Source organism: Streptomyces sp. NPDC058401 (assembly GCF_042722885.1).
GTDB lineage: Bacteria > Actinomycetota > Actinomycetes > Streptomycetales > Streptomycetaceae > Streptomyces.
Genome location: NZ_JBHXKA010000043.1, coordinates 35950 through 61983 on the forward strand (window position 1 = coordinate 35950; position 26034 = coordinate 61983).

Here is a 26034-nt window from a genome sequence, read left to right on the forward strand (position 1 = left end):
TTTTTTTTTAAATCCCCCCCCCTGGGGCGGGCCGCCCGCGCCCCGCGGGGACCCCCGGGGTCCGGGGGGCCCGCGGCCGCGCCCACGGCCGGTCCGGGCCGGCCGCCGTGGCAGGTCAGCGGTACCGCTTCAGCTCCCGGTGTGCCAGTGAGCGCTGGTGCACCTCGTCCGGTCCGTCCGCCAGGCGCAGCGTCCGGGCCGCCGCCCACAGCTCGGCCAGCGGGAAGTCCTGGCTCACCCCGCCCGCGCCGTGCAGCTGCACCGCGTCGTCCAGGATCCGCACCACCGCCCGCGGGGTCGCGATCTTGATGGCCTGGATCTCGGTGTGCGCCCCCCGGTTGCCGACCGTGTCCATCAGCCAGGCCGTCTTCAGCACCAGCAGCCGCAGCTGCTCCACGGTGACCCGGGCGTCCGCGATCCAGTTCTGTACGACGCCCTGCGCGGCCAGCTCCTTGCCGAAGGCGGTACGGCCCACCGCGCGCCGGCACATCAGCTCGATGGCCCGCTCCGCCATGCCGATGAGCCGCATGCAGTGGTGGATCCGCCCCGGCCCGAGGCGGGCCTGGGCGATGGCGAAGCCGCCGCCCTCCTCGCCGATCAGGTTCCCCGCCGGGACCCGGGCCCCGTCGAAGACGACCTCGGCGTGGCCGCCGTGGTCGTGGTCCTCGTACCCGTACACCGTCATCGCGCGCCGGATCTCGACCCCCGGAGTGTCCCGGGGGACCAGGATCATGGACTGCTGGCGGCGCGGATCGGCGCCCCCGGGGTCGGTCTTGCCCATGACGATGAAGATCTTGCAGTCCGGGTTCATGGCTCCGGAGATGAACCACTTGCGGCCCGTGATCACGTACTCGTCGGCCCCGTCGCCGCTCGCGGAACGCTCGATGCGGGTCTCGATGTTCGTGGCGTCCGAGGAGGCCACGTCCGGTTCGGTCATCGCGAACGCGGACCGGATCTCCCCGGCCAGCAGCGGCTCCAGCCACTGCTTCTTCTGCTCCTCGTTCCCGAACTGCGAGAGCAGCTCCATGTTCCCGGTGTCCGGGGCCGCGCAGTTCGTGGCCGTCGGCGCCAGGTGCGGGCTGCGCCCGGTGATCTCGGCGAGCGGGGCGTACTGGAGGTTCGTCAGCCCGGCGCCGTACTCGGCATCCGGCAAGAAGAGGTTCCAGAGCCCCTGGCGGCGCGCCTCGGCCTTCAGCTCACCCACCACGGCCGGGGTGTCCCAGGGCGAGGCCAGCCGGGCGCGCTGCTCGGCGGCGACGGCTTCCGCCGGGTGGACGTGTTCCTCCATGAACGCGAGGAGCCGTCCGCGGAGTTCTTCGGTGCGGGCGTCGAATGCGAAGTCCATCGGGGGTTCCTCAGCCTTCGTGCGGTTGCCGGAGTGTGGTCAGACCGTGCTCGATGAAGACCGGGACCAGCTCGCCGATCCGGTCGAAGCCCGCGCCGACGGTCTGCCCGAGCGTGAAGCGGTAGTGGATGCCTTCGAGGATCACGGCGAGCTTGAACCAGGCGAAGGCCGTGTACCAGGCGACCTGCGAGACGTCCCGGCCCGAGCGGGCCGCGTACCGCTCGATCAGCTCGGCGGGCGCCGGATGGCCGGGAGCCGCACTGGTCGTGCTGACCGGGGAGTCGGTCAGCCCCAGGTCGGAGCTGTACATCACCAGCAGCCCGAGGTCCGTCAGCGGATCGCCCAGCGTGGACATCTCCCAGTCGAGCACCGCCCGGATCTCATCGGTGCCGGACGCGGACGCTCCGACCAGCACGTTGTCGAGCCGGAAGTCCCCGTGCACCACCGTCGGCGCGGGGGAGCCGGGCAGGGCGCGCCCGAGGGCTCCGTGCAGCTCGTCGATCCCGGCGAGCTCCCGCCCCCGCGACGCCGCGAGCTGCTTGCCCCAGCGGCGCAGCTGCCGGTCCAGGAACCCCTCGGGCCGCCCGAAGTCGCCCAGGCCCACCGCCCCGGGGTCCACGGCGTGCAGCTCGACCAGGGTGTCCACCAGGCCCAGCACCGCCCGCCGGGTCCGCTCGGGGCCGATCGCGGCGAGCTGTTCGGCCGTCCGGAACGGCACCCCGTCCACGTACTCCATCACGTAGAACGGCGCGCCCAGCACGGCCTCGTCCTCGCACAGCAGCAGCGCCCCGGGCACCGGCACCGCGGTGCCGTGCAGCGCCGCGATGACCCGGTGCTCGCGCCGCATGTCGTGCGCGGTGGCCAGTACGTGCCCCAGCGGCGGCCGGCGCACCACCCAGCGGGAGCTCCCGTCGCCCACCTCGTACGTGAGGTTCGAGCGGCCGCCTTCGATCAGCCGGCCGGTCAGCGGCCCGGCCACGAGGCCCGGCAGCGCCCGGTCGAGATGGCCGCGCAGCCGCTCCAGATCGAGCCCGCGCGGGCCGGGAGGGGCGGGGGAGGGGGCTGAGGTCATGGTGCGCGCCTCCGTGCGGAGTTGACGACGACGGAACGGACGCGCACCATCATGCCGACCAGTCGGTATGCCGTCCAGTGGGTGGAGGGTGCGGAGTGCACGGGTCCGCCCCGCGTGGCCCTGCCCCGCCGGGTCAGGCGTGGCGTAGGACCGGGGCCCCGCCGGGTCAGGCGTGGCAGAGGATCGGCGTCCCGCCCGGTCAGGCGTGGCAGAGGATCGGCGTTCCGCCGTTCATCACCGTCATGTCCCGCAGCACCGCCAGGATGTCCAGCGGAACCCCCTCGGGCTCCCCGGCCAGCTCCGCGTACGCCCGGTGCAGGTTCGCCACCAGCCGCTCGCTCTCCCGCCAGCCGGCGAACTCCCCGAGATCGGTCTCCCGGGCCGCCTCCAGCGGGGTCAGCCCCTTCGCGAGGCCCTCCCGGGCCAGCTCGGCCACGTACCGCAGGTAGCGCTCGGTGGCCTCGTACGCGCCGGGATCCGTCAGCGGGCCGTGTCCCGGCACGACCGTCTCCGCGCCCAGCGAGCGCAGCAGCTCCAGCGCCCGCAGCGAACCGGCCAGCGAGCCCATCGCCAGGAACGGCGTGCCCTCGGCGAAGACCAGGTCACCGGTGAAGACGATCCGCTGCTCGGGCAGCCAGACGATGGAATCGCCCGTGGTGTGCGCGACGCCCGGGTGCAGGACCCGTACCTCGGTCTCCCCGACGTACACGGTCATCCGGTCGCGGTACGTCAGATCGGGCGCGGTGAGGTCCAGCGCGCCGAAATCGGTCGCCGGCCAGATCAGCTCCAGCTGGCGCCCGGCGGCGATCTGCTCGGACCGGGCGTTCTCGTGCCCCAGGACCAGCGCCTCCGGGGCGAACACGCCGTTTCCGTAGGTGTGGTCCCCGTGGTGGTGGGTGTTGACCACCGTGCGGGGGAGCGGCGCCCCGGCGGCCAGTACGGCCGCGCGCAGGGCCAGCGCCCGCCGCTCGGTGGCCGCCGTGTCGACGAGCAGCGTCCGGCCGCCGCCGGTCACGAAGCCGGCGTTGTTCAGGCACCAGCCGCCGTCCGGCTGCACGTAGGCGAAGACCCCGGGTGCGGGCTGGACGAGGTACGGCTCTTCGGCGGGCATCTGCGCTCTCCCCGGGTCGCGGTGACGGGCTTTCGGCATCCTGCCAGTCACCGGGCCGCGGGGGGAGGGGAGGGTGCGTCAGTGGTCGTCGTAGTGACCGTCGTGCTCGGCGTGCCGGTGCCCGTCGTGCAGGAAGTCGACGTGATCGCCGTGCTGGACGGATTCGTGCCCGCAGTCCGTGCCGTGCGCGTGCGCGTGGGCGGAGTGTTCGGCGTGACCGGCGGGCTCGCACTCGTCCCAGTGGCCGCCGTGCTCGCGGTGCAGGTGGCCGTCGTGCGCGTAGTCGACGTGGTCACCGTGCTGGACCGGGGTGTGGCCGCAGTCGGCGCCGTGGGAGTGCTCGTGCGTGGGGTGTTCCTGGTGCATGGTCGTCATGACGGCCGAGGATAGTGGAGGTACACCCTGAATCCACCGATGTGTCCGCCATTAGGGGCGTATGTCGGGAAAGGCCGGTCCAACGGCCGACGGGGCGCGGGCCGGTCGGCCGCCGGGCGCGGGCCGGTCGGCCGCCGGGCGCGGGCCGGTCGGCATCGGGACCGGGGACGGGGGACCGGGGACGGGGGACTAGGGACGCGGGACGGGGGACCGGGGACTCACACCATGAGCGCCACCGCGCACACCGCGAGGCCCACCGTGCACGCCGCCGTGGCCAGCGCCACACCCACCGCCAGTCCGGCCGGCCGCGCCGCCGTCAGCTCCCGCACCCGCCGGTGCGCCACCCCCGTGAAGGCCAGCCAGAGCAGCGCGATCACCGCGACCCCGCACACCGCCACCAGGGAGCCGGACCCGTGCAGGGCCTGCCGCAGGGCCAGTACGGCCACCACCGCGCAGGACAGGGTCGTACGCCGCCACGCGAGCCGGGTCCGCTCGGGCTGCAGCCCCGCGTCGCGGCCCCGGGGGCCCTCGCGGTCGGCGGCGTCGGCCGGGGCGCTCACCGCCCCGTCACCGCCCCTTCGTCCAGCCCAGCAGGACCACGACCACCATCGCCACCGCGACCAGCCCGACCCCCAGGCTCAGTACCACCGGGAACCGGGACATCGGCAGGTCCTCGCCGCGCCGCATCGCCCGCTCGCACCGCACCCAGTGGTTCACCGCGCGCAGCGCGCAGGCAGCGCCCACGGCGAGCAGCGCGAAGGCCATCGCCACGCGCACCGCCCACCGCAGGTCGGGCAGGAACTGGTCCACGGCGAACCCGCCGCCGATCAGGGCCAGGGCGGTCCTGATCCAGGCCAGGAAGGTCCGCTCGTTGGCCAGCGAGAAGCGGTAGTCGGGGGTCTCGCCCTCGTCCCTCACGCGTGCCGGTGCGAACCACAGCCGCACGTCCTTGACGAAGTCGATCACCCGCCCAATCTACTGGCGTCCTGCTCAGGCGGCCCCCGGAGCGGACCCGCCCCTGTCCGGAGCGGCCCCGCCGCCGTCCGGACCGGACCCGTCGCCTTGAGCAGCCCCGGTACCACCGGGACCCGCGCCCCGGAACTCCAGCAGCCTGCGGTACGCCTCCAGCCCGTCCGGCACCCACGGCCAGGAGCCATCCGCGACCCGCCGCGCCACCTCCTCCTCGGGGAGCCACGCGTGCCAGGCCACCTCCGAGACCTGCGGCCGGACCGGCAGCTCGCAGCGGACCTCGTGCACGTAGCTCCACCAGGCCCCGCCCGGGCCCTCGTACAGGAACTTGAACAGCGGCTCGGGCCGCCCCAGCCCCGACACCCCCAGCTCCTCCTCGGCCTCCCGCAGGGCGGCCTGCGCGTAGCTCTCCCCGGCGCCGACCACCCCGCCCACGAACATGTCGTAGAACGACGGGAAGACCAGCTTCGAGTCCGTCCGCCGGTGCGTGAAGATCCGCCCCTGCCCGTCCCTCGCCAGCACGAACACGCAGCGGTGGATCAGCCCGGCCGCGTACACCTCGCCCCGCGGGGCGCGCCCCGTCACCCGGTCCTCCCGGTCCACCACGTCCAGTACCTCGTCGGCCGCGCTCATGCCGTGATCCCTCCGCTCCTGTTGACTGGTTACCGCTCCGTAGCAAAGGATCGCCCCACCACCGACGGAGGACGGGTTCCACATGACGTACGACGCAGACGTGATCGTGATCGGGGCCGGGCTCGCGGGCCTCGTGGCCACCGCCGAGCTCGTCGACGCCGGCCGCAAGGTCATCCTGCTCGACCAGGAGCCCGAACAGTCCATAGGAGGCCAGGCCCACTGGTCCTTCGGCGGCCTGTTCTTCGTCGACTCGCCCGAACAGCGCCGCATGCGGATCAAGGACACCCGCGAGCTGGCCCTCCAGGACTGGAGCGGCACCGCCGGCTTCGACCGCGAGGAGGACGCCTGGCCGCGCCGCTGGGCCGAGGCCTACGTGGACTTCGCGGCCGGCGAGAAGCGCCCCTGGCTGCACGCCCAGGGCGTCCGCTTCTTCCCCGTCGTCGGCTGGGCGGAGCGCGGCGGCTACGACGCCAACGGCCACGGCAACTCCGTCCCCCGCTTCCACATCACCTGGGGCACCGGCCCCGGCCTCGTGGAGCCCTTCGAACGCCGGGTCCGGGCCGGGGTGGCCCGCGGGCTGGTCCAGCTGAAGTTCCGCCACCGGGTCACCGGGCTGTCCCGTACCGCGGGCACCCTCGACACCGTGACCGGAGAGGTCCTGGCCCCCTCCGACGCCGTGCGCGGCACCGCCAGCGGCCGCGAGGCCACCGGGGAGTTCTCGCTGCGCGCCCAGGCCGTGATCGTGACCACCGGCGGCATCGGCGGCAACCACGAGCTCGTACGGGCCCAGTGGCCGGCCCGCCTCGGCACCCCGCCCGCACGGCTGCTCTCCGGGGTCCCGGCCCACGTGGACGGCCTGATGCTGGGCATCGCGGAGGGGGCGGGCGCCAGCCACATCAACAAGGACCGGATGTGGCACTACACCGAGGGCATCGAGAACTGGAACCCGATCTGGTCCAAGCACGGCATCCGCATCCTGCCCGGCCCGTCCTCGCTCTGGCTGGACGCCACCGGCAAGCGGCTGCCCGTACCGCTGTTCCCGGGCTTCGACACCCTCGGCACCCTCGACCACATCATGAAGACCGGGCACGACCACACCTGGTTCGTCCTCAACCAGCGCATCATCGGCAAGGAGTTCGGGCTCTCCGGGTCCGAGCAGAACCCGGACCTGACGGGCAAGTCGGTCCGCGGGGTCATCGACCGGGCGCGCCAGGCCGTCCCCGGCCCGGTGAAGGCCTTCATGGACAACGGCGCCGACTTCGTGGTCGAGAAGGACCTCTCCGCGCTGGTGCGCGGCATGAACGCGATCACCAAGGACGGACTCCTCGACGAGGAGACCGTCCGCCGCGAGATCGTCTCCCGCGACCGGGAGATCGCCAACCCCTTCACCAAGGACCTCCAGGTCACCGCGATCCACGGCGCCCGCAAGTACCTCGGCGACAAGCTGATCCGCACCGCCGCCCCGCACCGGATCCTGGACCCCGCGGCCGGCCCGCTGATCGCCGTCCGGCTCTCGATCCTGACCCGCAAGTCCCTGGGCGGCCTGGAGACCGACCTCTCCTCCCGCGTCCTGACCGCCACGGGAGAACCCCTCCCGGGCCTCTACGCGGCGGGCGAGGCCGCCGGCTTCGGCGGCGGCGGGGTCCACGGCTACCGGGCCCTGGAGGGCACGTTCCTCGGCGGCTGCATCTTCTCCGGCCGGGCCGCCGGCCGCGCGGCGGCCGCAGCCGTCGCCTGACCCCCTAGGGCGGGCGGGTCACCGGGCGGAACCGCTCCGCCACGACCGGGGTGTCGTCGTCGACCGTGAACCGCGGGTCGCCGGCGGCCTCCCGCATCTGCGGTCCCTGCCGGAACTCCTCGTGCACGGAGCGCCATTCGGCCACTGAAGCGAATCCCCCGCCCTCGGCCGGCGCGTGCCGCGGGTCCACGTCCGCGAGCCGCAGGACCCGTACGTCCGTCACCTCCGGGACACCCGCCGGACGTCCCGCGGAGTCCACGACCGGCATCCGCTCGCCCGCCACGGGCGGCGGGTCCCCGGCCGCCTCGTGGTCGGCCGGGACTCCCGTGGTCGTCGTCTCGGCGCCGCTCAGGACGGCCGCCACCAGCTGGTCGCGCAGCGGCCCCGGGAAGGCGAACTCCCCGGGGGGAAGGTCCGCGCGGCTCGTCATGGATCCCGGCCTACGGTCCTGCGCACCACCCGGACCGGCCCGGACTGCCCCGGACCGGCCCGGGACAGGTCCCGCCGGAAACATGCCGCGAACCGGAACAAGGCCGCCAACTCGGCCGCTCGGAAGACCAGTTGAAACGAGCCACCCGGTGGACTGGACCTTGACGCGGAGCTGTGCCTACCGCTTTGCTGTGCGTGATCTTCCAGCCAAACCGTCCAACCGCCCGCGTCCTGGAGGGAAACCCGCGGATGTCGCCCCCTCCGCCGCCCCTCGGCCGCGCCCGCAAGCGGGACGCCCAGCTCTTCGACCCGGCCCTCTGCGACACGGAACTCGTCGACGTCCGCGCCCAGTTCACCCAGGGCCGCTGGGCCAAGGCCCGCTCCCTCCTGGTCGCCACCGGGGACGACTGGGACCGCCGGGGACACCGCCTCGTGGTCCTCGCCGAAACCCCGGCCGCCACCGCCTGGGCGCGCGAATGGCTCCTCGCCGAACCGGAGAGCGCCGACGCCGTCACCCTCCTCGCCTGCGCGGCCGTCTTCGGCGCCCTGCGCCGCAAGGGCACCCCCGAGGCCGCCGAGGAGGCCTGCCGGCGCGCCGCGGCCCTGCTCCCGGCCGACCCCACCCCCTGGCTCGGCCTGCTGCTCCTCACCCGCGCCTTCGGCACCGAAGAGGAGTTCAGCCGCCACTTCGACCAGGTCCGGGCCCGCCACCGCGAACACCACCACGCCCACCACCTGATGGTCTCCCGACTGGCCGAACGGGCCCCCGCCGCCGGCCACGACCCGCTCCACGAGGTCTACGACTTCGCCGCCTGGGCCGCCGAGGAGTCCCCGGCCGACTCCCCGCTCGCCGTCCTCCCCGTCATCGCCCACGCCGAGCGCTACCGCGTCCTCGCCGCCGGGCAGGGCCACGGCCCCGACGCCGGAGCCGAGCACTGGTCCGGCCGCCGCGCCCGCCAGGTACTGCGCTCCGCCTTCGACTGGTGGCTGGAGTGGGAGCGCGAGGACCACCCCCGCAACCGGGTGGACCTCAACTTCCTCGCCCACGCCAAGCTCTGCGAGGGCCGCCCCGCCGAGGCCGCCGCCCTCTTCCAGCGCATCGGCAGCCACGCCACCCAGGCCCCCTGGTCCTACCCGGACCGCGACCCGCACAAGGCCTTCCTCGCCGCACGCAGCGCCGCGCTCGGCACCGCCTGACCCCAGCCCGGCCCCGCTCGACACGTCCCGCTCAGCACCGCTCAGTACGTCCGCTCAGCCCAGCACGTGCCGCCCAGTCCCCGCCCCGAAAGGACACCCGCCATGCCGACGGGCAGATCCACCACGCTCACCGACCCGGCCGGCCAGGCCGGCCAGGCCGAGATCCGTACGTACAAGGGCCAGGACCGCGCCCTGCGCGCCGACCGCCTCGGCACCGCGGGCCTGCTGCTCTCCGTGCTCGCCGCGAGCGCGCCCCTGATGGTCGTCGCGGGCGTCATGCCCACCACCTTCGGGGTCATGGGCATCGTCGGACAGCCCCTGCTGTTCGTGATCCTCGGCGCCGTCCTCGCCCTCTTCAGCGTCGGCTACGCCGAGATGAGCCGCCACGTCCACAACGCCGGCGCCTTCTACGCCTACATCGCGCGCGGGCTCGGCCCCACCGCCGGCGCGGGCGCCTCGTACGTCGCCCTCGTCGCCTACAGCGCCATGCAGGTCGGCGTCTACGGCATCCTCGGCTTCGAGATCTCCGGCCTCTTCGCCACCTACCTCGACACCGAACTCGCCTGGTGGATACCGGCCCTGGCCGCCGTCGTCCTCACCGGCGCGCTCGGCTGGCTGAAGATCGACCTCAACGCCAAGGTGCTCGGCGTCCTCCTGCTCATCGAGGTCCTCCTCGTCGTCGTCTTCGACGTCGCCGCCCTCGGCAAGCCCGGCCCCGAAGGCCTTTCCCTCCACGCCTTCAACCCCGAGACCCTCACCGGCGCGGGCCTGGGCACCGCCCTGTGCTTCTGCATCGCCGCCTTCGTCGGCTTCGAGCAGTCCCCGGTGTACGCCGAGGAGACCAGCAAGCCGCACATCGTCGTCTCCCGGGTGATGTTCCTCGCCGTCGGCTTCGTCGCCCTCTTCTTCGCCCTCAGCGCCTGGGCCCTCTCCGTGGCCACCGGCCCCGGAGAGGTGGTCAAGGCCTCCGCCGAGGCCGGCCCCGGCCTGCTCTTCCAGCTCACCGAGAGCCGCCTGGGCACCACCTTCACCGACGTCCTGCACGTCCTGTTCGTGTCCGGCATGTTCGCGGCGATGCTCAGCTTCCACAACGTCGTCTCCCGCTACGCCTTCGCCATGGGCCGCGAGGGCCTGCTCCCGTCCGCCTTCGGCCGCACCAACGCGGGCACCGGCGCCCCCGCCACCGGCTCGCTCCTGCAGACCGTGATCTCCGTCGTGGTCGTCCTGGCCTTCGCCTTCACCGACGACACCCCGGCCGGCGACCCCACCGTGCCCGTCCTGCACCTGTTCACCTGGATGGGCAGCGTCGGCGCCCTCGGCGTGACCCTCCTCATGGCCACCGCCTCCTTCGCGGTCATCGCCTTCTTCGTCCGCCGCGGCACCGCCGGCGCCCAGCTCTGGCGACTCGGCTCGGCGGGCCTCGCCGGCCTCGCACTGCTCGCCATCGCCGTCTACACGGTGAAGGACTTCGGCGTCCTGGTCGGCGCCGCGGAGGGCTCCGCGCTGAGCTGGGCCCTGCCCGGCATCATCGCCGCCGCCGCCCTCGTGGGCCTGGCGTACGGACTCTTCCTGCGCTCCGGCCGCCCCGCGGTGCACGCCCGCATAGGCCTGGGCAACGAGGCCTTCCGCCTCGACCAGGCCGCGGAGTCGGCCGAGGACCCGATCCCCGCCCCGCGCGCCTGACACCCGTACCGGACTCGAAGAGGGGCCCCGCCACAGCGGGGCCCCTCTTCGTACATCCGGCTACGGCTCAGGCCTTCTTGACCACACTGGACTTCAGCTGCATGGCCCCGAAGCCGTCGATCTTGCAGTCGATGTCGTGCCCGTCGACCCCGTCGATGAGCCGGATGTTGCGCACCTTGGTCCCGGCCTTGATCCCCGAGGGACTGCCCTTGACCTTGAGCGCCTTGACCACGGTCACGGTGTCACCGTCACTCAGCACGTTCCCGACGGCATCCTTCACCACCGGCTCCCCGCCGCCCCCGTCCCCCTCGGCACCCCCCTCGGCGGGCACCCACTCGTGCCCGCACTCGGGACACACCACGAGCGCGTTCATCTCGTAGGTGTACTCGCAGGAACATTTCGGACAAGGCGGAAGATTCTCGTTCACCCGGACAGAATATCCCGAACCGCCTGCCGGGATCGTCCGCGCCGAAACTGCTGCCAAACGCAGAAAACCCCACGTGAAGTGGGGTTTTCGCTTGGTGTCCGAGGGGGGACTTGAACCCCCACGCCCGATAAAGGGCACTAGCACCTCAAGCTAGCGCGTCTGCCATTCCGCCACCCGGACAAGGTGTCTGTCTCGCGTCCCTCGCGGGCCGTTCCGACGTGGAAAACATTACCAAACATTCCGGGGTCCTCGATCACACCCCCCTGCGGCCGGGGATCGCCCTTGGGGGAAGCGGCCCGGGGCGCGAGGATGGAGTCAGTTCGGTACTGATCAGTGGGAGGAAGCAGCGTGAGCGAATCGGGCGCGGGCAGGAACGTCACCGGCGAGGACGAGGTCGTCGACCTCTGCCGGGACCTCATCCGGATCGACACCAGCAACTACGGGGACCACTCGGGCCCCGGCGAGCGCAAGGCGGCCGAGTGGGTCGCCGAGCAGCTCGCCGAGGTCGGGCTGGAACCGCAGATCTTCGAATCGCACAAGGGACGCGCCTCGACCGTGGCGCGCATCGAGGGCGAGGACCCCTCGCGGCCGGCGCTGCTGATCCACGGGCACACCGACGTGGTTCCGGCCAACGCCGCCGACTGGACCTACGACCCCTTCGCGGGCGAGATCGCCGACGGCTGCGTGTGGGGCCGCGGTGCGGTCGACATGAAGGACATGGACGCGATGACGCTGGCCGTCGTGCGCGACCGCATGCGCAGCGGCCGCAAGCCCCCGCGCGACATCGTGCTGGCCTTCCTCGCCGACGAGGAGGCGGGCGGCACCTACGGCGCCCGGTACCTCGTCGACAAGCACCCCGGGCTCTTCGAGGGCGTGACCGAGGCGATCGGCGAGGTCGGCGGCTTCTCCTTCACCGTGAACGAGAACCTGCGGCTGTACCTGGTGGAGACCGCCCAGAAGGGCATGCACTGGATGCGCCTGACGGTGGAGGGCACCGCGGGCCACGGGTCGATGACCAACAACGACAACGCCATCACCGAGCTCTGCGAGGCCGTCGGGCGCCTGGGCCGCCACACCTGGCCGGTCAGGGTCACCAAGACCGTCCGGCACTTCCTGGACGAGCTCTCGGACGCGCTGGGCACCCCGCTCGACCCCGACGACATGGACGCCACGCTCGCCAAGCTCGGCGGCATCGCCAAGATGGTAGGCGCGACCCTGCGCAACTCCGCCGCCCCGACCATGCTCGGCGCCGGCTACAAGGTCAACGTCATCCCCGGCCAGGCCACCGCCCACGTGGACGGCCGTTTCCTGCCGGGCTACGAGGAGGAGTTCTTCGCCGACCTCGACCGGATCCTCGGGCCGCGCGTGAAGCGCGAGGACGTCCACGCGGACAAGGCGCTGGAGACGGGCTTCGACGGCAGGCTCGTGGACGCCATGCAGACCGCCCTGAAGGCGCACGACCCGATCGCCCGCGCGGTCCCGTACATGCTCTCCGGCGGTACGGACGCGAAGTCCTTCGACGACCTCGGCATCCGCTGCTTCGGCTTCGCGCCGCTCCAGCTTCCGCCGGAGCTGGACTTCGCCGGGATGTTCCACGGCGTGGACGAGCGGGTGCCGGTGGAGGGCCTGAAGTTCGGCGTGCGGGTGCTCGACCGGTTCATCGACGAGTCCTGAGGCGGCCGGAAGACGGAGCGGGGCGTACCTAACGCCCGGGAATCGGGAAGGTGTGCGGAATCCACTGAGAAGAGTGAATGCGCTCATACGCTCGTAGCCCCGGTGATCCCTCCTCGTTACAGGTGGTGCGGTCCGCGGCTGGGACCGCGCTTGCCTACTAGGAGGAACAATGCTCAAGAAGGTTGCCGCCGCTGCGGCTGTCACCGGTGGTCTGGTTCTCGCGGGTGCGGGTCTGGCTGTCGCCGATGCGGGTGCGCAGGGTGCGGCCATCGGTTCGCCCGGTGTCCTGTCCGGCAACGTCGTCCAGGTTCCGGTCCACGTTCCCGTGAACGTCTGCGGTAACTCGATCTCCGTGATCGGCCTGCTGAACCCGGCTTTCGGCAACACCTGCGTCAACGCCTGACGTATCTGAAGTTCTCGGCCCCGGAGCGCATTCCAGCGCTCCGGGGCTGCCGGGTTTTACGGGCCCGATGACGATCTTTCGGCGTACCAGGCGGGGGAGCCTGTGCGGCCTGTGCGCCGACCGGGCGTGCACGTGCGTGCGCGTGCACGACGCACACACCAGGGGACGAAGTACAGATGCGACGACAGGTACAGGTCACCGGCAGGAAGACCTTGATCACCATGGCGGCCGCGGGGGGTCTGCTCGCGCTCGGAGGGGGCTACGCACACGCGGACTCCGGCGCCACCGGCCGTGCCGCGCACTCACCGGGACTGCTGTCCGGGAACGCCCTAGAGGCACCCGTGGACGCGCCGCTGAACGCCTGCGGGAACACGGTGACGGTGGTGGGGGCCCTGAACCCGGCCTTCGGGAACCACTGCACGAACAACGCGGGCCGCCCGGGCCGCCCGCAGCACCCGGACCACCCCGAACACCCGGGCACCCCGCACGAACCGTGCGACGAGGACACCGGACCGGGGCACCCGGAACACCCGGGCAACCCGGAGCACCCGGGCAACCCCGAACACCCGGACCACCCGGAGCACCCAGGCGGTCCCGGCGGTCACGGGAACCCGGATGGTCCCGGCGACGGCGGGAACCCGGGCGGACCCGGCGGCAACGGCAATCCGAACGGACCCGGCGGCAACGGCAATCCGAACGGCCCCGGCGGCAACGGGAACCCGGGCGGTCCCGGCGGCAACGGCAACGGCACCCCCGGCGGTCCGGGGCCCGGGCAGCAGCAGCCCGGGACTCCCACCGGCCCCGGCTCGGGCCCCGGTACGGGTCCCGGCACCGGATCGGTGACCCCGGTGACGCACCCGCACCCCGCCCAGGGGACCGGCACCGGCACCGGTTCGGCCCCGGCCGGGGGACTCGCCGCCACGGGTTCCGGTGACGTCCTCGCCGCCGGACTGCCCCTGGCCGCGGGCATGCTGCTGGCCGGCTCCGTGCTCTACCGCCGGGCGCGCAGCGCGGCCTGACGGTTCCTCATGACGCGGGTCCCGCCCTCCGGGACCCGCGTCACCAGGTCGCGCGGACCTGGCGGATGATCCGGCGGCGCAGTCGCACGCGGCGACTGCCGTCCCGAAGCAGGGTCAGCCGGTCGAGCTCCCAGTGCCCGTACTCGGCGTGTTCGGTCAGCAGGCGGGTCGTTTCCTGACGTGGAACCCCACGGGGCACGTACAGGTCGACAAATTCGTATTCCGGCATCGCATCCATTCTGCTCGGGGTGTCAAGGGATCGCCCGTGAAGCGCCTGCACCGGGCGGCGGGCCCCTGTTCACAGGCTGAACACCGAGCGCGGTACCGGGCCCTGACGTGCTGAACTGGCGACCGTCACCAGGATCACGATCACGAACGGGACCGCGTTGAGAATCCAAACCGCCGCCTTCGTCTGCATAGCCACCCTCGCCACCGGATGCTCCACCGGTACTCCTCAGCCGATTCCCACCGTGACCGTGACTCACGCCGTCGAGGCCGGACCGCTTGTGGACGCGTACCGGCGCGGGTGGAACTGGGGTCAGCGCCACTACGTGAAGACCACCAACGACTACGTGGACGACCTGGCGCAGTGCAGGAAGGCCGAAGTCCTGCGTGACCTCTACCCCGACCAGCCCCGCATGGACTCCCTCATGGTGGGATGCGCCGATGGCCTGAACACGGACCCGCAGGCCGCGCTCCGCTCCTGAGCGGCCCTCTTGGACGCGGCGCCGGTCGGCCCGGACCAGGGCGGGTGTCCGGGAACTCACTCGCATTCCGCGTGCGGGCAGAGCCCCGCTACGGATAGCGTCTGCACTATGTCTGATGCCGCTCTGCCCACTGTTGCCGAGGTACGCGCCGCCGCCGAGGCGGTCAAGGCCGCGCTCGACCGTCACCTCGCCGCGGTCGAGAGCAGGATCGGGGACGATGATCCGGACGTCTACGCCGCGTTCAACGAACTCGCCGCTGCCGCCGAGGAGTTCGACGAGCTCCTCTACGACCGCTACGACGAGGTCACCCCGTTCGAGATTCCCACTCCCGAGGACGGGCTCCCGTACACCGGCCCCGCCGAACCCGCCGCCTTCAGCGTGCTCATCCGCCGCGACTACGCCGTCGTCGAACCGGCCCGCCTGATCGCCCAGGCCGAACGGGTCGTCGCGCACGACCGCGAGGCCGAACTCGCCCACGACGGCGGCACCGCCGACGCGCTCGGCGTGCTCTTCGGCGAGTACGAGCCGGATGAAATCGCCTCCCGCGCCAAGGACTTCGGGCTGGAGGAGGGCGACTCCACGCTGTGGATCGCCGCTTCGGAGGAGATCGCGGAACCGGGGGAGTGGCTCGGGTCGCCCTTCACGCACATCGATCCGCAGGACGTGATGCACCGGTTCGACGTCAGCTCGGTCTTCGACGAGGAAGAAGACGGCGACGGTGACGAGGGTGACGACGAGGACGCCGGGGACGGCACGCCGGCCGAGCGGGGCCTGACCACGGCCTGACCCCGCCCGCGCGACACCTCGTACGGAACGCACGGCGGCCCCCGTCCCACCCGGGACGGGGGCCGCGGCGCGTCCGCTGCTCCCCGGGTCCTACTCGGGCTGCGCGGCCGCCGACTCCACGAGTGCCCGCAGCAGAGCCGTCAGCCGGGTCGTACGGGGCTTCGCCGGGACCTCCGCGACCGCGCGCGGCAGGGCCTGGTCCACGCCGTGCACCACCGACAGGTGCCGCTCGGCCCGGCCGAAGGCCGTGTACACCCAGTCCCGCGACAGGGCCTGAGCCGCGTCCCCGGGCAGCACGACGACCGCGGCCGGCCAGCGCGAGCCGACGGCCTGGTGCGCCGTCACGGCCCAGCCGTGCCGCACCTGCGACTCCACCCGCTCCTTCGGTACGACGATCCGCGCGCCCGCGGCTCCGGCCAGGTGCAGCCCCTGCGCGTCCGCCGACACCACCCGGGCCGGCAGCGCCCGCCCGGCCGAGGGCACGTGGACCACCCGGTCACCGGGGTCGAAACCGCCGAACCGGCCGGGGCCCGGGTTCAGCCGCTCCTTGAGGGCCGCGTTGAGCGCGCGGGTGCCCGCAGGGCCGCCGTGGCCGGGCGTGATCACCTGGACGGCGTCCGCCGGGATCCCGAACGCGCGGGGCACCGACTCGGCCACCAGCTGCACGGTGCGGTGCACCGCCTCCCCGGCGTCGCGGACCGGGACGATGACGACCTCCTTGCCGGGGGCGTCCACCTGGTACAGCTCCCCGACCCCGACGCCCGAGACCAGCTCCCCGATCGGTCCCGGATCCGGGACCCGGGAGACCAACTGCGGGCAGGCACGGGCCGCGAGCACATCGGCGAACACCCGGCCGGGACCGGCGGAACCGAGCACCGCGGGGTCCCCGGACAGCACCAGGCGGGCCCCGTCGGGGACCGACTCCACCAGCAGGGCGGCCGTCTCCACGTCCAGCTGCGGGGCGTCCAGCACGATGAGCAGGTCCAGTGCGAACTGCCCGTCCGCGTCCCGGCCCGGGCCCTCGGCGCCGGCCAGCAGGCCCGCCACCGTGACGGCCCCCTCCGCCGGGGCGTGCGCGGCCAGGCAGACCCGCAGGCCGAACTCCCCGGCGGCCGCGAACAGGGCACGGGGCTCGGCGCGGGCGGCCTCCCCGCCGGTGTGGGCGACCAGGCCGTGCCCGGCCGCGGCGCGGATCAGCTCGGCGCCGGTGCCGGTGGCGGCCTTGTCCCAGTCGGCGGGGTCCGTGAAGGTGTTGGCGAGCCGGGCCAGGCCCTCGGCGAGGCTCTCCTCGGCCATGGCGGAGCCCTCCAGGCCCACCAGGATCCGTACGGGCTGCTCTTCGTCCTCACCGACGGGCGGACCGACCGGCTCCTCGAAGGCCAGCGCGGCGCCCTCGGCGACGGCCGCCTCCAGGGCCTCCGCGGGGTCCGGTACGCCGTACTGGGCGAGAGCCGACTCCAGGGTGGGAGCCTCCAGCACGGTGTGGCCCTTGGCGGCGGCCTGCGCCAGCAGCCAGCCCACCAGGGCGGCGGCCCGCCGCTCGTCCCCGGGACCGGTCGCCTCGCCGCCGAGCAGGGCCCGGGCGAAGCCGTCCGCCTGCGTCGGGCGGACCCCGGCGACGGCCAGCAGCCGCCAGGGGGACTCGGCGAGCTGCGCGGCGGCGTCCTCGCCGAGGACGGCGGCGGTCTGCGGAGCCAGGGACTCGGGGGCCCCGCCCCGGGCCAGGACGGCGCGGACCGCCTGGACGGCGTCGGGGGAGGGGGCGTCCGCGTCCGCCTGCGGCGCGGGGGCGGGGGCGGGGGTGCGCGCCGGGGCGGGCGCCTGCGCGGTCGCCTGGGCGGGCTCCGGCCGGCGGGGCGCCGGGGGCGCGTCGAACACAGCCGGGGGTTTGCCGCCGCTCTCCACGGCCCGTACGGCGGCCAGCAGGTCGGCGGCCCTGCCGCTGAGCTTGGCGCCCGCCTCTACGGGGGCTTCGCGCTCCGCCTTGCGGCGGGCGATGCGCTCCCGCTCGATCTTCTGGGCCGCCAGTTCCGCGGCGGCCTCGCTGAGCTGGGGCGTGGCCTCGGCGGCCGCGCCCGCGGGGGCGTCGGTGCCGGTCCCGTCGGCCGTCCCCGACTCCTCGTCCGTGCCGGTCCCGTCGGCCGTCTCCGGCTCCTCGTCGGTGCCGGGCCCTGCGGGGCTTTCCCCCACCCCGCCCCTTCCCGAAACCGGGGGCTCCGCCCCCGGCCCCCCGTCCGGCTCCCCGGCTCCGCCGGAGGCGACGGGCGCACCCTCGGCGTCGGCGTCGGCCACGTCCGCTCCGGGCTCCCCGGCTTCGCCGGAGCCGTCCGCGTCGGCGGGGCCCTCGCCGGAGGCGTCAGCGTCGGCCGCGCCCTCGTCGCTCCCGGCTTCGCCCGAGGTGTCGCCGGCAGCGGTGTCCTCGGGGGTCGGGGTCGGGGTGTCGGGCTCGGTCTTGGGGGGTTCGGAAGCGGGGGGCGGTGTCTTCGGGGCGGTGGCAGCGGCGGGCGCCGGGGCCTCCGCGGGGGCGGCGTCGGCGGCGGCGGTGTCGCTCACAAGGTGCTCCAGTCCTGATCGGGGTAGCGGTGGACGGGCGCCGAGACGTCGTCCAGCGCTTGGCGGATCTCCTCCGGAAGACTAAGGGCCTCCACCGACAGGGCCGCCCCGAGCTGCGCCGACGTCCGCGCGCCGACGATCGGCGCGGCCACCCCGGGGCGGTCGCGGACCCAGGCCAGGGAGACCTGGAGCGGGGTCACCGCGAGGCCGTGGGCGGCCGTGGCCACCGCGTCCACGATGCGGCTCGCCGCCTCGTCGAGGTAGGGGTCCACGAACGCGGCCAGGGTCTCCGAGGCGCCCCGGGAGTCCGCCGGGGTGCCCGCCCGGTACTTGCCCGTCAGGACGCCCCGGCCGAGCGGGGAGGAAGGGAGGAGGGACAGGCCCAGGTCCAGGGCCGCCGGGACCACTTCCCGCTCCACGCCGCGCTGGAGGAGGGAGTACTCCATCTGCGTCGATGCCAGCCGGGTCCGTACTCCGGGCGCCGCGAGCTGCCAGGTCGCCGCCTTCGCGAGCTGCCAGCCGCTGAAGTTCGACACGCCCGCGTACCGGGCCCGCCCGCTGCTCACCGCGATGTCCAGCGCCTGGAGGGTCTCCTCCAGCGGGGTCCAGGGATCGAAGGCGTGGACCTGCCAGAGGTCGACGTAGTCCGTGTCCAGCCGGGCCAGGGAATCGTCCAGGGCGGCGAGGAGATGGCCGCGCGAGGCGTCGAAACGGCGGTCCGGATCCGCGACCCCGCCCGCCTTCGTCGCGATCACCAGGTCCCGCCGCGGGACCACGGAACCGATCAACTGACCGAGGAGGTACTCCGCCTCACCGCCCCCGTACACGTCGGCGGTGTCCACGAGCGTGCCGCCCGCGTTCCAGAACGTCTTCAACTGCGCGGCCGCTTCCGCCTCGTCCGGTCCGTCCGCCGACCGGCCCCAGGTCAGGGTGCCGAGACCGATCCGGGAGACGCGCAGTCCGGTGCGGCCGAGATGCCTCTGCTCCATGAGGGCTGAGACTACTGCGGCACTGACGCGGGACGGCCGGGCGCGCTACAGTCCCCGCAGACCTACGTTACTGATCGGTAAACCGGTAAGGGGACGACTTATGCGGCTCGGCATCAATCTCGGCTACTGGGGCGCTGGCATGGACGCCGACAACCTGGCCGTCGCGCAGGAGGCCGACCGCCTCGGCTACGACGTCTGCTGGGCCGCGGAGGCCTACGGCTCCGACGCGCCGACCGTGCTCGCCTGGGTCGCCGCCCAGACCGAGCGCATCGACGTGGGCTCCGCGATCCTGCAGATCCCGGCCCGCCAGCCCGCCATGACGGCCATGACGGCCGCCACCCTCGACTCCCTCACCAAGGGCCGCTTCCGCCTCGGCCTCGGCGTCTCCGGACCGCAGGTGTCCGAAGGCTGGTACGGCGTGAAGTTCGACAAGCCGCTCGCGCGGACCCGCGAGTACGTGGAGATCGTCCGCAAGGCGATGACCCGCGAACGGCTGTCGTACGAGGGCGAGCACTGGACGCTGCCGCTGCCCGGCGGACCGGGCAAGCCGCTCAAGCTGACCGTGCACCCCGAGCGCGAGCACATCCCGCTCTACATCGCCGCCATCGGACCCAAGAACCTGGAGCAGACCGGCGAGATCGCCGACGGCGCCCTGCTGATCTTCCCGGCCGCCGAGCACCTGGAGGCCACCGCCCTCACCCACATCCGGGCGGGCCGCGAGAAGGCCGGGCTGACGATGGACGGCTTCGACGTCTGCCCGACCGTGCCGCTGGCCCTCGGCGACGACGTGAACGCGCTCGCCGACATGTTCCGCCCGTACACCGCCCTGTACGTGGGCGGCATGGGCAGCCGCAAGCAGAACTTCTACAACCAGCTGGCCCAGCGCATGGGCTACGAGAAGGAAGCCGCCGAGATCCAGGACAAGTACCTGGCCGGCGACAAGCAGGGCGCGGCCGCCGCGATCCCGCACTCGCTGATCGACTCCACCACCCTGCTGGGCTCCGTGGAGCGCATCGCCGACGGCATGAAGGCCTACGCGGAGGCCGGGGTCACCACCCTGACGCTCGCCCCGGCCGGCTTCACCCTGGAGGAGCGCACCGCCGCCCTGCGGGCCGGCGTCGAGGCCATGGAGCTCGCCGGCCTGGCCTGAGCGGCTGCCGGACGGAATCCGGCGTGGAGAAGGAAAGGTCTGCGGCCGTGGTGGGGGCTCGGGGGGTCTTCCCCGCCACGGCCGACACAGCCAACAACGCGCGGGGCGGCCGTGGGGTTACGCCCCCGCGGCCACCGGTCCCAGTCGTTCATTCGGCCGAGCCGCGGGCCGCATCCGGTTGCCCGGCCGGTGAATCGGCTTTTGACTCGACGCATGCTCTCTGCGCGCAGCCTGTTCCGGGAGATCGTCGACCACGACGCCTCCTTCCAGCTGTTCTGCTCCATCGCCGCCGGCGGCGAATCCCAGGGCGGCTGGGAGAACGCACGGATCGCGGCGCTCGTGCCCGATTCCATGCGCGACCTCGCGCCCAAGATCACCCGGCACGGCGCCGACGAGGACAAACACGGCCGGATCTTCAACGCGCTGCTCCGCAAGCGGGGCCTGCCGCCCGTGCCCGTCCCGCCGGAGGCCGACTACACGATGCTGCTGGAGCGGCGCGGCATCGGCCTGAGCCACGAGAAGCTGCGCGGCGAGCGGTCCCTGAGCGAGGAGGACATCGTCGTCTACCTCGCGCACAGCCGGGTCACCGAACAGCGCGCCGCCGACCAGATGGTCATGCTCGTCCGGCACTTCGGGGACGACCCCGAGCTCGGCAAGGCCATCCGCATGATCAGCGCGGACGAGGACAGCCATCTGGCCTACTGCCACGAGGAACTGCTCCGCCTCGCCCGCGCCGGCCACGCCCGCACCATCCACCGGGTGCTGCGCGAGTGCGCGCTCGCCGAGATCGCCGTCTACCGGGACGTGAGCCTCGCGGTCATGGACCACATGGGGCGGCTCCTGGGCTGGCCCGCGCCGAAGGCGGCCGCGCTGGCCGCCGGGATCCGCGCGACGTACGCGTACGAGCGGTTCAGCGGCTGGCGCCGCATGGTCGACCTGCACCCGCCGGAGCGGAGCAACCCCCTGGGCGGCCAGCCGACCTCGGCGCCCGAGTTCGCATAGGGCCGCCCGGTCCGGAGCCCCGCCGCCCGCCTACAGCCAGCCGCGGCGCTTGAACATCCGGTGCAGGCCCAGACACAGGGCCACCATCACCAGCACCACCAGCGGATAGCCCCAGCGGTGGCTGAGCTCCGGCATGTGCTCGAAGTTCATCCCGTAGATCCCCGCCACCATGGTCGGCACCGCCGCCATGGCCGCCCAGGCCGAGATCTTGCGCATGTCGTCGTTCTGCCGGACGCCCATCTGCGCCAGGTGCGCGGCCAGCGCGTCCGAGAGCAGCCGGTCCAGGCCCTCGATGTACTCGTTCGCCTTCGTCAGGTGGTCGGCGACGTCACGGAAGAACGGCTGGGCGTGCTCGTGCACGAAGGGCACGTTCCCGAAGGCGAGCCGGTCCATCGGCTGGAGCAGCGGACTCGTGGCCCGGCGGAACTCCAGGACCTGCCGCTTGAACCCGTAGATCCGCGCGGCGGTGTTCTTGCTGTCCGAGGGGTTCGGCGAGAAGACCTCCGCCTCCAGCTCCTCCAGGTCCGCCTGGAGCTCGGCGGCCACCTCGATGTAGTGGTCCACCACCGCGTCCGAGACCGCGTACAGCACCGCCGTGGGGCCGTGCCTGAGCACCTCGGGATCCTGCTCCAGCCGGTGCCGTACGGCGGCCAGCGCGGCCCCCTCGCCGTGCCGGACCGTGACGACGAAGGAGTCGCCGATGAACACCATCAGCTCGCCCGTGGTCACCGTGTCCGAGGCGTCGTCGTACCGCACCGGCTTCAGGACCACGAACAGCGAATCGTCGTAGACCTCCATCTTCGGCCGCTGGTGCGCGGTCAGCGCGTCCTCCACCGCCAGCGGGTGCAGCCCGAACTCCTGGCTGACGTGCTCGAATTCCTTCTCGGTCGGCTCGTGCATGCCCACCCAGAGGAAGGCGTCACCGGTGGCCCGCGCCTCGTCGAGGGCATCGGAGAAGTCGTCGGGCGCCTCGGAGCGGCGGCCCTCGCGGTACATGGCGCAGTCCACAATCACTCGCGCATTGTTCCCTGCCCCGGCCCAGACCGCACACCGGCGCCACCGCATACCCTTCTGCCATGGCCACGCTGATCCTCGTACGACACGGGCGGTCCACCGCCAACACCGCAGGGCTGCTCGCCGGATGGACCCCGGGGGTGAGCCTCGACGAGCACGGAGCCGCACAGGCCGCCGCGCTGCCCGGGCGGCTCGCCGACGTGCCCCTCGCCGCCGCCGTCTCCAGCCCGCTGGAGCGGTGCGCCGAGACCCTGGCCCCGCTGCTCGCGGCCCGCCCCGGTCTCCCGCTGCACACCGACGAGCGGATCGGCGAGTGCCACTACGGCGACTGGTCGGGCCGCAAACTCTCCGAACTGTCCGAAGAACCGCTGATGCGGATCGTCCAGCAGCACCCCTCCGCCGCCGCCTTCCCCGGCGGCGAGTCCATGCGCGCCATGCAGGCCCGCGCCGTGGACGCCGTCCGCGACTGGAACGCGCGGATCGAGGAGGAGCACGGCGCCGACGCCGTGTACCTGATGTGCTCGCACGGCGACATCATCAAGTCCCTTGTCGCGGACGCCCTCGGCATGCACCTGGACCTCTTCCAGCGGATCCACGTCGACCCCTGCTCGGTCACCGCGATCCGCTACACCCCGACCCGGCCCTTCCTGCTCCGGCTCGGCGACACCGGCGACTTCGCCTCCCTCGCCCCCCGCGAGCGCCCCTCGCCGGACGCCGCGGACGCCCCGGACGGCGCGGAAGCGGGCGGCGAGGCGGTCGTAGGGGGCGGTGCGGGCGCGGTGTGATCGAATGGCGCAGTAGGGTGGACGGGCCAACCCATGGGCGCAGCCCTGCCCCTGCCGCCGACGCTTGGAGACTGGACGTGCCCCGTCAGGTGTTCCTCTACGACCCACCGGACCGTTTCGTGGCCGGCACGGTCGGCCTGCCTGGACGCCGTACGTTCTTCCTGCAGGCCTCCACCGGCCCCCGCGTCACCTCCGTCTCCCTGGAGAAGACCCAGGTGGCGGCGCTCGCGGAGCGGATGGAAGAGCTGCTGGACGAGGTCGTACGGCGCACCGGGGGCAATGCCCCCGTCCCGGCCGTGGCCCCCGCCGAGGCGACCGACACCGCCCCCCTGGACGTTCCCGTCGAGGAGGAGTTCCGCGTCGGCACCATGGCCCTGGCCTGGGACGGCGAGGACCAGCGCATGATCGTCGAGGCGCAGGCCCTCGTGGAGCTCGACGCCGACTCGGAGGAGGACCTCGCCGAGGCCGAGGAGCGCCTCCTCCAGGACGAGGAGAACGGACCGCCGATGCTGCGCGTCCGCCTCACCGGCGCCCAGGCCCGGGCCTTCACCAAGCGGGCCCTGGACGTGGTCAACGCGGGCCGGCCGCCGTGCCCCCTGTGCAGCCTCCCGCTGGACCCGGAAGGGCACGTGTGCCCGCGCCAGAACGGCTACCGGCGCCAGGCGTGAACGCCACGGGGGGAACGCCGGAATTGGAAGCACTGCTGGCCCACGGGGAACTCACCGTCGTCGGCCGGATCCGGGAAGCGTCCAACGCCGTCCTGCTGTGCACCGTCACCCACGGGGGCGCGAGCACCGACTGCGTGTACAAACCGGTCAAGGGCGAGCGCCCGCTGTGGGACTTCCCCGACGGCAACCTCGCCCAGCGCGAGGTCGCCGCGTACCTGGTCTCCGAGGCCACCGGCTGGGGGCTGGTGCCCCCGACCGTGCTGCGCGACGGACCGTACGGCGAGGGCATGGTCCAGCAGTGGATCGAGACGGGGGAGTCCCCGGAGGCGGAGCTGCTCGCCCTCGTGGACGGCGAGGAAGCGGGGGAGGGCTGGAAGCCCGTCGCCTTCGCCGAGGTCGGCGAGGGCCGCACCGCGCTCCTCGTGCACGCCGACGACGAACGGCTGCGCCGGATGTCCGTCCTCGACGCCGTGATCAACAACGGCGACCGCAAGGGCGGCCACCTGCTGCCCGCCCCCGGCGGAAGGCTCTACGGCATCGACCACGGAGTGACCTTCCACACCGAGGACAAACTGCGCACCCTGCTCTGGGGCTGGGCGGGGGAGCCGCTGACCGGCGAAGCGGGAGCCGTACTGACCGCCCTGGAGGCCGCACTGGCCGCAGGGCAGCCCCTCGCCACCCGACTGGCCGAACTCCTCACCACCGCCGAGGTGGCCGCCGTACGGGCCCGCGTGGCCCTGCTGCTGGGCACCGGGAAGCATCCGCAGCCCTCGGGACAGTGGCCCTCGATCCCGTGGCCGCCCGTCTGACCGGGCAGGGGCCCGCAGCACGCCACACGCACAGAACCGGCCATGGCGCAAGAGCGCCGATCAGGACAACAGTGCAGGTCCGGTTCGTTTGAGGAACACCTGTCCGGTTAGGCTCGAGTCATGCATGCCTGGCCCGCTTCTGAGGTCCCCGCCCTGCCTGGCAAGGGCCGCGACCTCCAGATCCACGACACCGCGACCCAAGCGGCGATCACCCTCGCCCCCGGTCCCGTCGCCCGTATCTACGTCTGCGGGATCACCCCGTACGACGCGACGCACATCGGTCACGCGGCGACCTACAACGCGTTCGACCTCGTGCAGCGCGTGTGGCTCGACACCAAGCGGCAGGTCATCTACGTCCAGAACGTCACGGACGTCGACGACCCACTGCTGGAGCGGGCCCTGCGCGACAACCAGGACTGGACCGAGCTCGCCGAACGCGAGACCGCCCTGTTCCGTGAGGACATGACCGCCCTGCGGATGCTGCCGCCGCAGCACTACATCGGCGCCGTCGAGGCCATACCCGGCATCGTGCCGCTGGTCGAGCGGCTGCGGGACGCGGGCGCCGCCTACGAGCTGGACGGCGACGTCTACTTCTCGGTGGAGTCCGACCCCAACTTCGGCAAGGTCTCCAACCTCGACGCCGAGGCGATGCGGCTGCTGTCGGCCGAGCGGGGCGGCGACCCGGACCGCGCGGGCAAGAAGAACCCGCTCGACCCGATGCTGTGGATGGCCGCCCGCCCGGGCGAGCCGAGCTGGGACGGCGGCTCGCTGGGCCGCGGCCGGCCCGGCTGGCACATCGAGTGCGTGGCGATCGCCCTGGACCACCTGGGGATGACCTTCGACATCCAGGGCGGCGGCTCCGACCTGGCCTTCCCGCACCACGAGATGGGCGCCTCGCACGCCCAGGTCCTGACGGGCGAGTTCCCGATGGCCAAGGCGTACGTACACGCCGGGATGGTCGCGCTGCACGGCGAGAAGATGTCGAAGTCCAAGGGCAACCTGGTCTTCGTATCGGCGCTGCGCCGCGCCGGAGTGGACCCGGCGGCGATCCGCCTGGCCCTGCTCTCGCACCACTACCGCGCGGACTGGGAGTGGACCGACGAGGTCCTCGCCGAGGCGGTGGCCCGCCTGGAGCGCTGGCGCGCGGCCGTCTCCCGCCCCGACGGCATCCCGGCCGACGACCTGGTCGAAGAGGTCCGCGAGGCCCTGTCGAACGACCTGAACGCCCCTGCCGCCCTCGCGGCGGTGGACCGCTGGGTCGAGCGCCAGCTCGTCTCCGACGGCGACGACGAGTCGGCCCCGGGCCTCGTGTCCCGCACGGTCGACGCCCTGCTGGGCGTAGCGCTGTAAGCAACCGACCGGAGGGGCTGGATTGCCGTCAGGCAACTCCAGCCCCTCCGGCGTTCGAGGAGCGGGGTCCGGGGCGGAGCCCCGGGAAACGGCGAAAGGGCGGGGCGGGGGGAAAAACCCCCGGCCCCGCCCCCCGCACACGGCTA

The 26034-nt window shown here is 73.2% G+C and carries 28 protein-coding genes and 1 tRNA gene; 14 read left to right on the plus strand and 15 right to left on the minus strand.

Going from position 1 to position 26034, the window contains the following annotated elements; genetic code table 11:
• Positions 1-115 precede the first annotated feature (115 nt).
• The 7 genes from ACFWNV_RS18085 to ACFWNV_RS18115 form a co-directional block, all read right to left on the minus strand.
• Positions 116-1345 carry an acyl-CoA dehydrogenase family protein gene (locus tag ACFWNV_RS18085; RefSeq protein ID WP_383947531.1) on the minus strand — a complete coding sequence of 410 codons (1230 nt, stop codon included), beginning with the start codon at positions 1343-1345 and terminating at the stop codon, positions 116-118.
• Positions 1346-1355: 10 nt separating this feature from the next.
• Positions 1356-2417 (minus strand): phosphotransferase family protein, encoded by a 1062-nt coding sequence (locus tag ACFWNV_RS18090; protein ID WP_383947533.1) that lies wholly within the window; start codon positions 2415-2417, stop codon positions 1356-1358.
• Between the two features lie 199 nt (positions 2418-2616).
• A complete protein-coding gene (locus tag ACFWNV_RS18095; RefSeq protein WP_383947536.1) occupies positions 2617-3528 on the minus strand; it encodes an MBL fold metallo-hydrolase in 912 nt (303 codons plus the stop codon).
• 78 nt (positions 3529-3606) lie between these two features.
• Positions 3607-3903, minus strand: coding sequence for a hypothetical protein (locus ACFWNV_RS18100; protein ID WP_383947539.1), 297 nt, complete (start codon positions 3901-3903; stop codon positions 3607-3609).
• A 218-nt stretch (positions 3904-4121) separates the two neighbouring features.
• Positions 4122-4463, minus strand: coding sequence for a DUF202 domain-containing protein (locus ACFWNV_RS18105; protein ID WP_383947541.1), 342 nt, complete (start codon positions 4461-4463; stop codon positions 4122-4124).
• A 7-nt stretch (positions 4464-4470) separates the two neighbouring features.
• On the minus strand, positions 4471-4869 hold the full coding sequence (locus ACFWNV_RS18110) for a YidH family protein (RefSeq protein WP_383947544.1): 399 nt from the start codon (positions 4867-4869) through the stop codon (positions 4471-4473).
• A gap of 24 nt (positions 4870-4893) precedes the next feature.
• Positions 4894-5505 carry an NUDIX hydrolase gene (locus tag ACFWNV_RS18115; RefSeq protein WP_383947547.1) on the minus strand — a complete coding sequence of 204 codons (612 nt, stop codon included), beginning with the start codon at positions 5503-5505 and terminating at the stop codon, positions 4894-4896.
• 82 nt (positions 5506-5587) lie between these two features.
• On the opposite strand from ACFWNV_RS18115, the gene ACFWNV_RS18120 reads away from it, so the two are divergent.
• Positions 5588-7243 carry an FAD-binding dehydrogenase gene (locus tag ACFWNV_RS18120; protein WP_383947549.1) on the plus strand — a complete coding sequence of 552 codons (1656 nt, stop codon included), beginning with the start codon at positions 5588-5590 and terminating at the stop codon, positions 7241-7243.
• A 4-nt stretch (positions 7244-7247) separates the two neighbouring features.
• On the opposite strand, the gene ACFWNV_RS18125 is transcribed toward ACFWNV_RS18120, so the two are convergent.
• Entirely contained in the window at positions 7248-7673 is a 426-nt protein-coding gene (locus tag ACFWNV_RS18125; RefSeq protein WP_383947552.1) for an ASCH domain-containing protein, read from the minus strand.
• A 248-nt stretch (positions 7674-7921) separates the two neighbouring features.
• Between ACFWNV_RS18125 and ACFWNV_RS18130 the strand changes: the two genes are divergently transcribed.
• Positions 7922-8869, plus strand: a complete 948-nt coding sequence (locus ACFWNV_RS18130; protein ID WP_383947555.1) for a hypothetical protein — start codon at positions 7922-7924, stop codon at positions 8867-8869.
• Positions 8870-8971: 102 nt separating this feature from the next.
• Positions 8972-10552 (plus strand): APC family permease, encoded by a 1581-nt coding sequence (locus tag ACFWNV_RS18135; RefSeq protein WP_383947558.1) that lies wholly within the window; start codon positions 8972-8974, stop codon positions 10550-10552.
• Between the two features lie 67 nt (positions 10553-10619).
• Here the strand turns inward: ACFWNV_RS18135 and ACFWNV_RS18140 are convergent, their stop codons facing one another.
• Complete coding sequence (locus ACFWNV_RS18140; RefSeq protein WP_383947561.1) at positions 10620-10979, minus strand: zinc ribbon domain-containing protein YjdM; 360 nt, start codon at positions 10977-10979, stop codon at positions 10620-10622.
• A 92-nt stretch (positions 10980-11071) separates the two neighbouring features.
• Positions 11072-11159, minus strand: a tRNA-Leu gene (locus ACFWNV_RS18145).
• Between the two features lie 168 nt (positions 11160-11327).
• Between ACFWNV_RS18145 and ACFWNV_RS18150 the strand changes: the two genes are divergently transcribed.
• From ACFWNV_RS18150 to ACFWNV_RS18160, 3 genes are all read left to right on the plus strand, one after another.
• Positions 11328-12653 carry a M20/M25/M40 family metallo-hydrolase gene (locus tag ACFWNV_RS18150; protein ID WP_383947563.1) on the plus strand — a complete coding sequence of 442 codons (1326 nt, stop codon included), beginning with the start codon at positions 11328-11330 and terminating at the stop codon, positions 12651-12653.
• Between the two features lie 169 nt (positions 12654-12822).
• Positions 12823-13056, plus strand: a complete 234-nt coding sequence (gene chpH, locus ACFWNV_RS18155; RefSeq protein ID WP_383947566.1) for a chaplin ChpH — start codon at positions 12823-12825, stop codon at positions 13054-13056.
• Positions 13057-13232: 176 nt separating this feature from the next.
• On the plus strand, positions 13233-14075 hold the full coding sequence (locus tag ACFWNV_RS18160; protein ID WP_383947568.1) for a chaplin: 843 nt from the start codon (positions 13233-13235) through the stop codon (positions 14073-14075).
• A gap of 40 nt (positions 14076-14115) precedes the next feature.
• Here ACFWNV_RS18160 and ACFWNV_RS18165 read toward each other — a convergent pair whose 3' ends face one another.
• Both ACFWNV_RS18165 and ACFWNV_RS18170 read right to left on the minus strand, forming a co-directional pair.
• Positions 14116-14304: a DUF5703 family protein gene (locus tag ACFWNV_RS18165; protein WP_243333977.1), complete on the minus strand. Its 189-nt coding sequence runs from the start codon at positions 14302-14304 to the stop codon at positions 14116-14118.
• Between the two features lie 69 nt (positions 14305-14373).
• On the minus strand, positions 14374-14520 hold the full coding sequence (locus tag ACFWNV_RS18170) for a hypothetical protein (protein WP_383947571.1): 147 nt from the start codon (positions 14518-14520) through the stop codon (positions 14374-14376).
• Between the two features lie 25 nt (positions 14521-14545).
• Between ACFWNV_RS18170 and ACFWNV_RS18175 the strand changes: the two genes are divergently transcribed.
• Together ACFWNV_RS18175 and ACFWNV_RS18180 are read left to right on the plus strand one after the other, a co-directional pair.
• The gene (locus tag ACFWNV_RS18175) at positions 14546-14782 is read left to right on the plus strand and encodes a hypothetical protein (protein WP_383947574.1); all 237 of its coding nucleotides are present in this window, start codon (positions 14546-14548) and stop codon (positions 14780-14782) included.
• A gap of 108 nt (positions 14783-14890) precedes the next feature.
• Positions 14891-15568, plus strand: a complete 678-nt coding sequence (locus tag ACFWNV_RS18180; protein WP_383947577.1) for a hypothetical protein — start codon at positions 14891-14893, stop codon at positions 15566-15568.
• Between the two features lie 90 nt (positions 15569-15658).
• On the opposite strand, the gene ACFWNV_RS18185 is transcribed toward ACFWNV_RS18180, so the two are convergent.
• Complete coding sequence (locus tag ACFWNV_RS18185) at positions 15659-17860, minus strand: helix-hairpin-helix domain-containing protein (RefSeq protein ID WP_383947605.1); 2202 nt, start codon at positions 17858-17860, stop codon at positions 15659-15661.
• Positions 17861-18117: 257 nt separating this feature from the next.
• On the minus strand, positions 18118-19110 hold the full coding sequence (locus ACFWNV_RS18190; protein ID WP_266876676.1) for an aldo/keto reductase: 993 nt from the start codon (positions 19108-19110) through the stop codon (positions 18118-18120).
• 100 nt (positions 19111-19210) lie between these two features.
• Here ACFWNV_RS18190 and ACFWNV_RS18195 point away from each other — a divergent pair, with 100 nt between their 5' ends.
• Together ACFWNV_RS18195 and ACFWNV_RS18200 are read left to right on the plus strand one after the other, a co-directional pair.
• The gene (locus tag ACFWNV_RS18195) at positions 19211-20260 is read left to right on the plus strand and encodes an LLM class F420-dependent oxidoreductase (RefSeq protein WP_383947580.1); all 1050 of its coding nucleotides are present in this window, start codon (positions 19211-19213) and stop codon (positions 20258-20260) included.
• A gap of 213 nt (positions 20261-20473) precedes the next feature.
• Positions 20474-21262 carry a ferritin-like domain-containing protein gene (locus tag ACFWNV_RS18200; protein WP_383947583.1) on the plus strand — a complete coding sequence of 263 codons (789 nt, stop codon included), beginning with the start codon at positions 20474-20476 and terminating at the stop codon, positions 21260-21262.
• 30 nt (positions 21263-21292) lie between these two features.
• Here the strand turns inward: ACFWNV_RS18200 and corA are convergent, their stop codons facing one another.
• Complete coding sequence (gene corA, locus ACFWNV_RS18205; protein WP_383947586.1) at positions 21293-22276, minus strand: magnesium/cobalt transporter CorA; 984 nt, start codon at positions 22274-22276, stop codon at positions 21293-21295.
• A gap of 62 nt (positions 22277-22338) precedes the next feature.
• On the opposite strand from corA, the gene ACFWNV_RS18210 reads away from it, so the two are divergent.
• The 4 genes from ACFWNV_RS18210 to mshC all read left to right on the plus strand — a co-directional run bounded on the left by ACFWNV_RS18210 (position 22339) and on the right by mshC (position 25888).
• The gene (locus ACFWNV_RS18210) at positions 22339-23061 is read left to right on the plus strand and encodes a histidine phosphatase family protein (protein WP_383947588.1); all 723 of its coding nucleotides are present in this window, start codon (positions 22339-22341) and stop codon (positions 23059-23061) included.
• 77 nt (positions 23062-23138) lie between these two features.
• Entirely contained in the window at positions 23139-23729 is a 591-nt protein-coding gene (locus ACFWNV_RS18215; RefSeq protein WP_243333987.1) for a DUF3090 domain-containing protein, read from the plus strand.
• On the plus strand, positions 23693-24538 hold the full coding sequence (locus ACFWNV_RS18220; protein WP_383947591.1) for an SCO1664 family protein: 846 nt from the start codon (positions 23693-23695) through the stop codon (positions 24536-24538). The genes ACFWNV_RS18215 and ACFWNV_RS18220 overlap by 37 nt, the downstream gene beginning before the upstream one ends.
• Before the next feature lie 120 nt (positions 24539-24658).
• Entirely contained in the window at positions 24659-25888 is a 1230-nt protein-coding gene (mshC, locus tag ACFWNV_RS18225; RefSeq protein ID WP_383947595.1) for a cysteine--1-D-myo-inosityl 2-amino-2-deoxy-alpha-D-glucopyranoside ligase, read from the plus strand.
• Positions 25889-26034 lie beyond the last annotated feature (146 nt).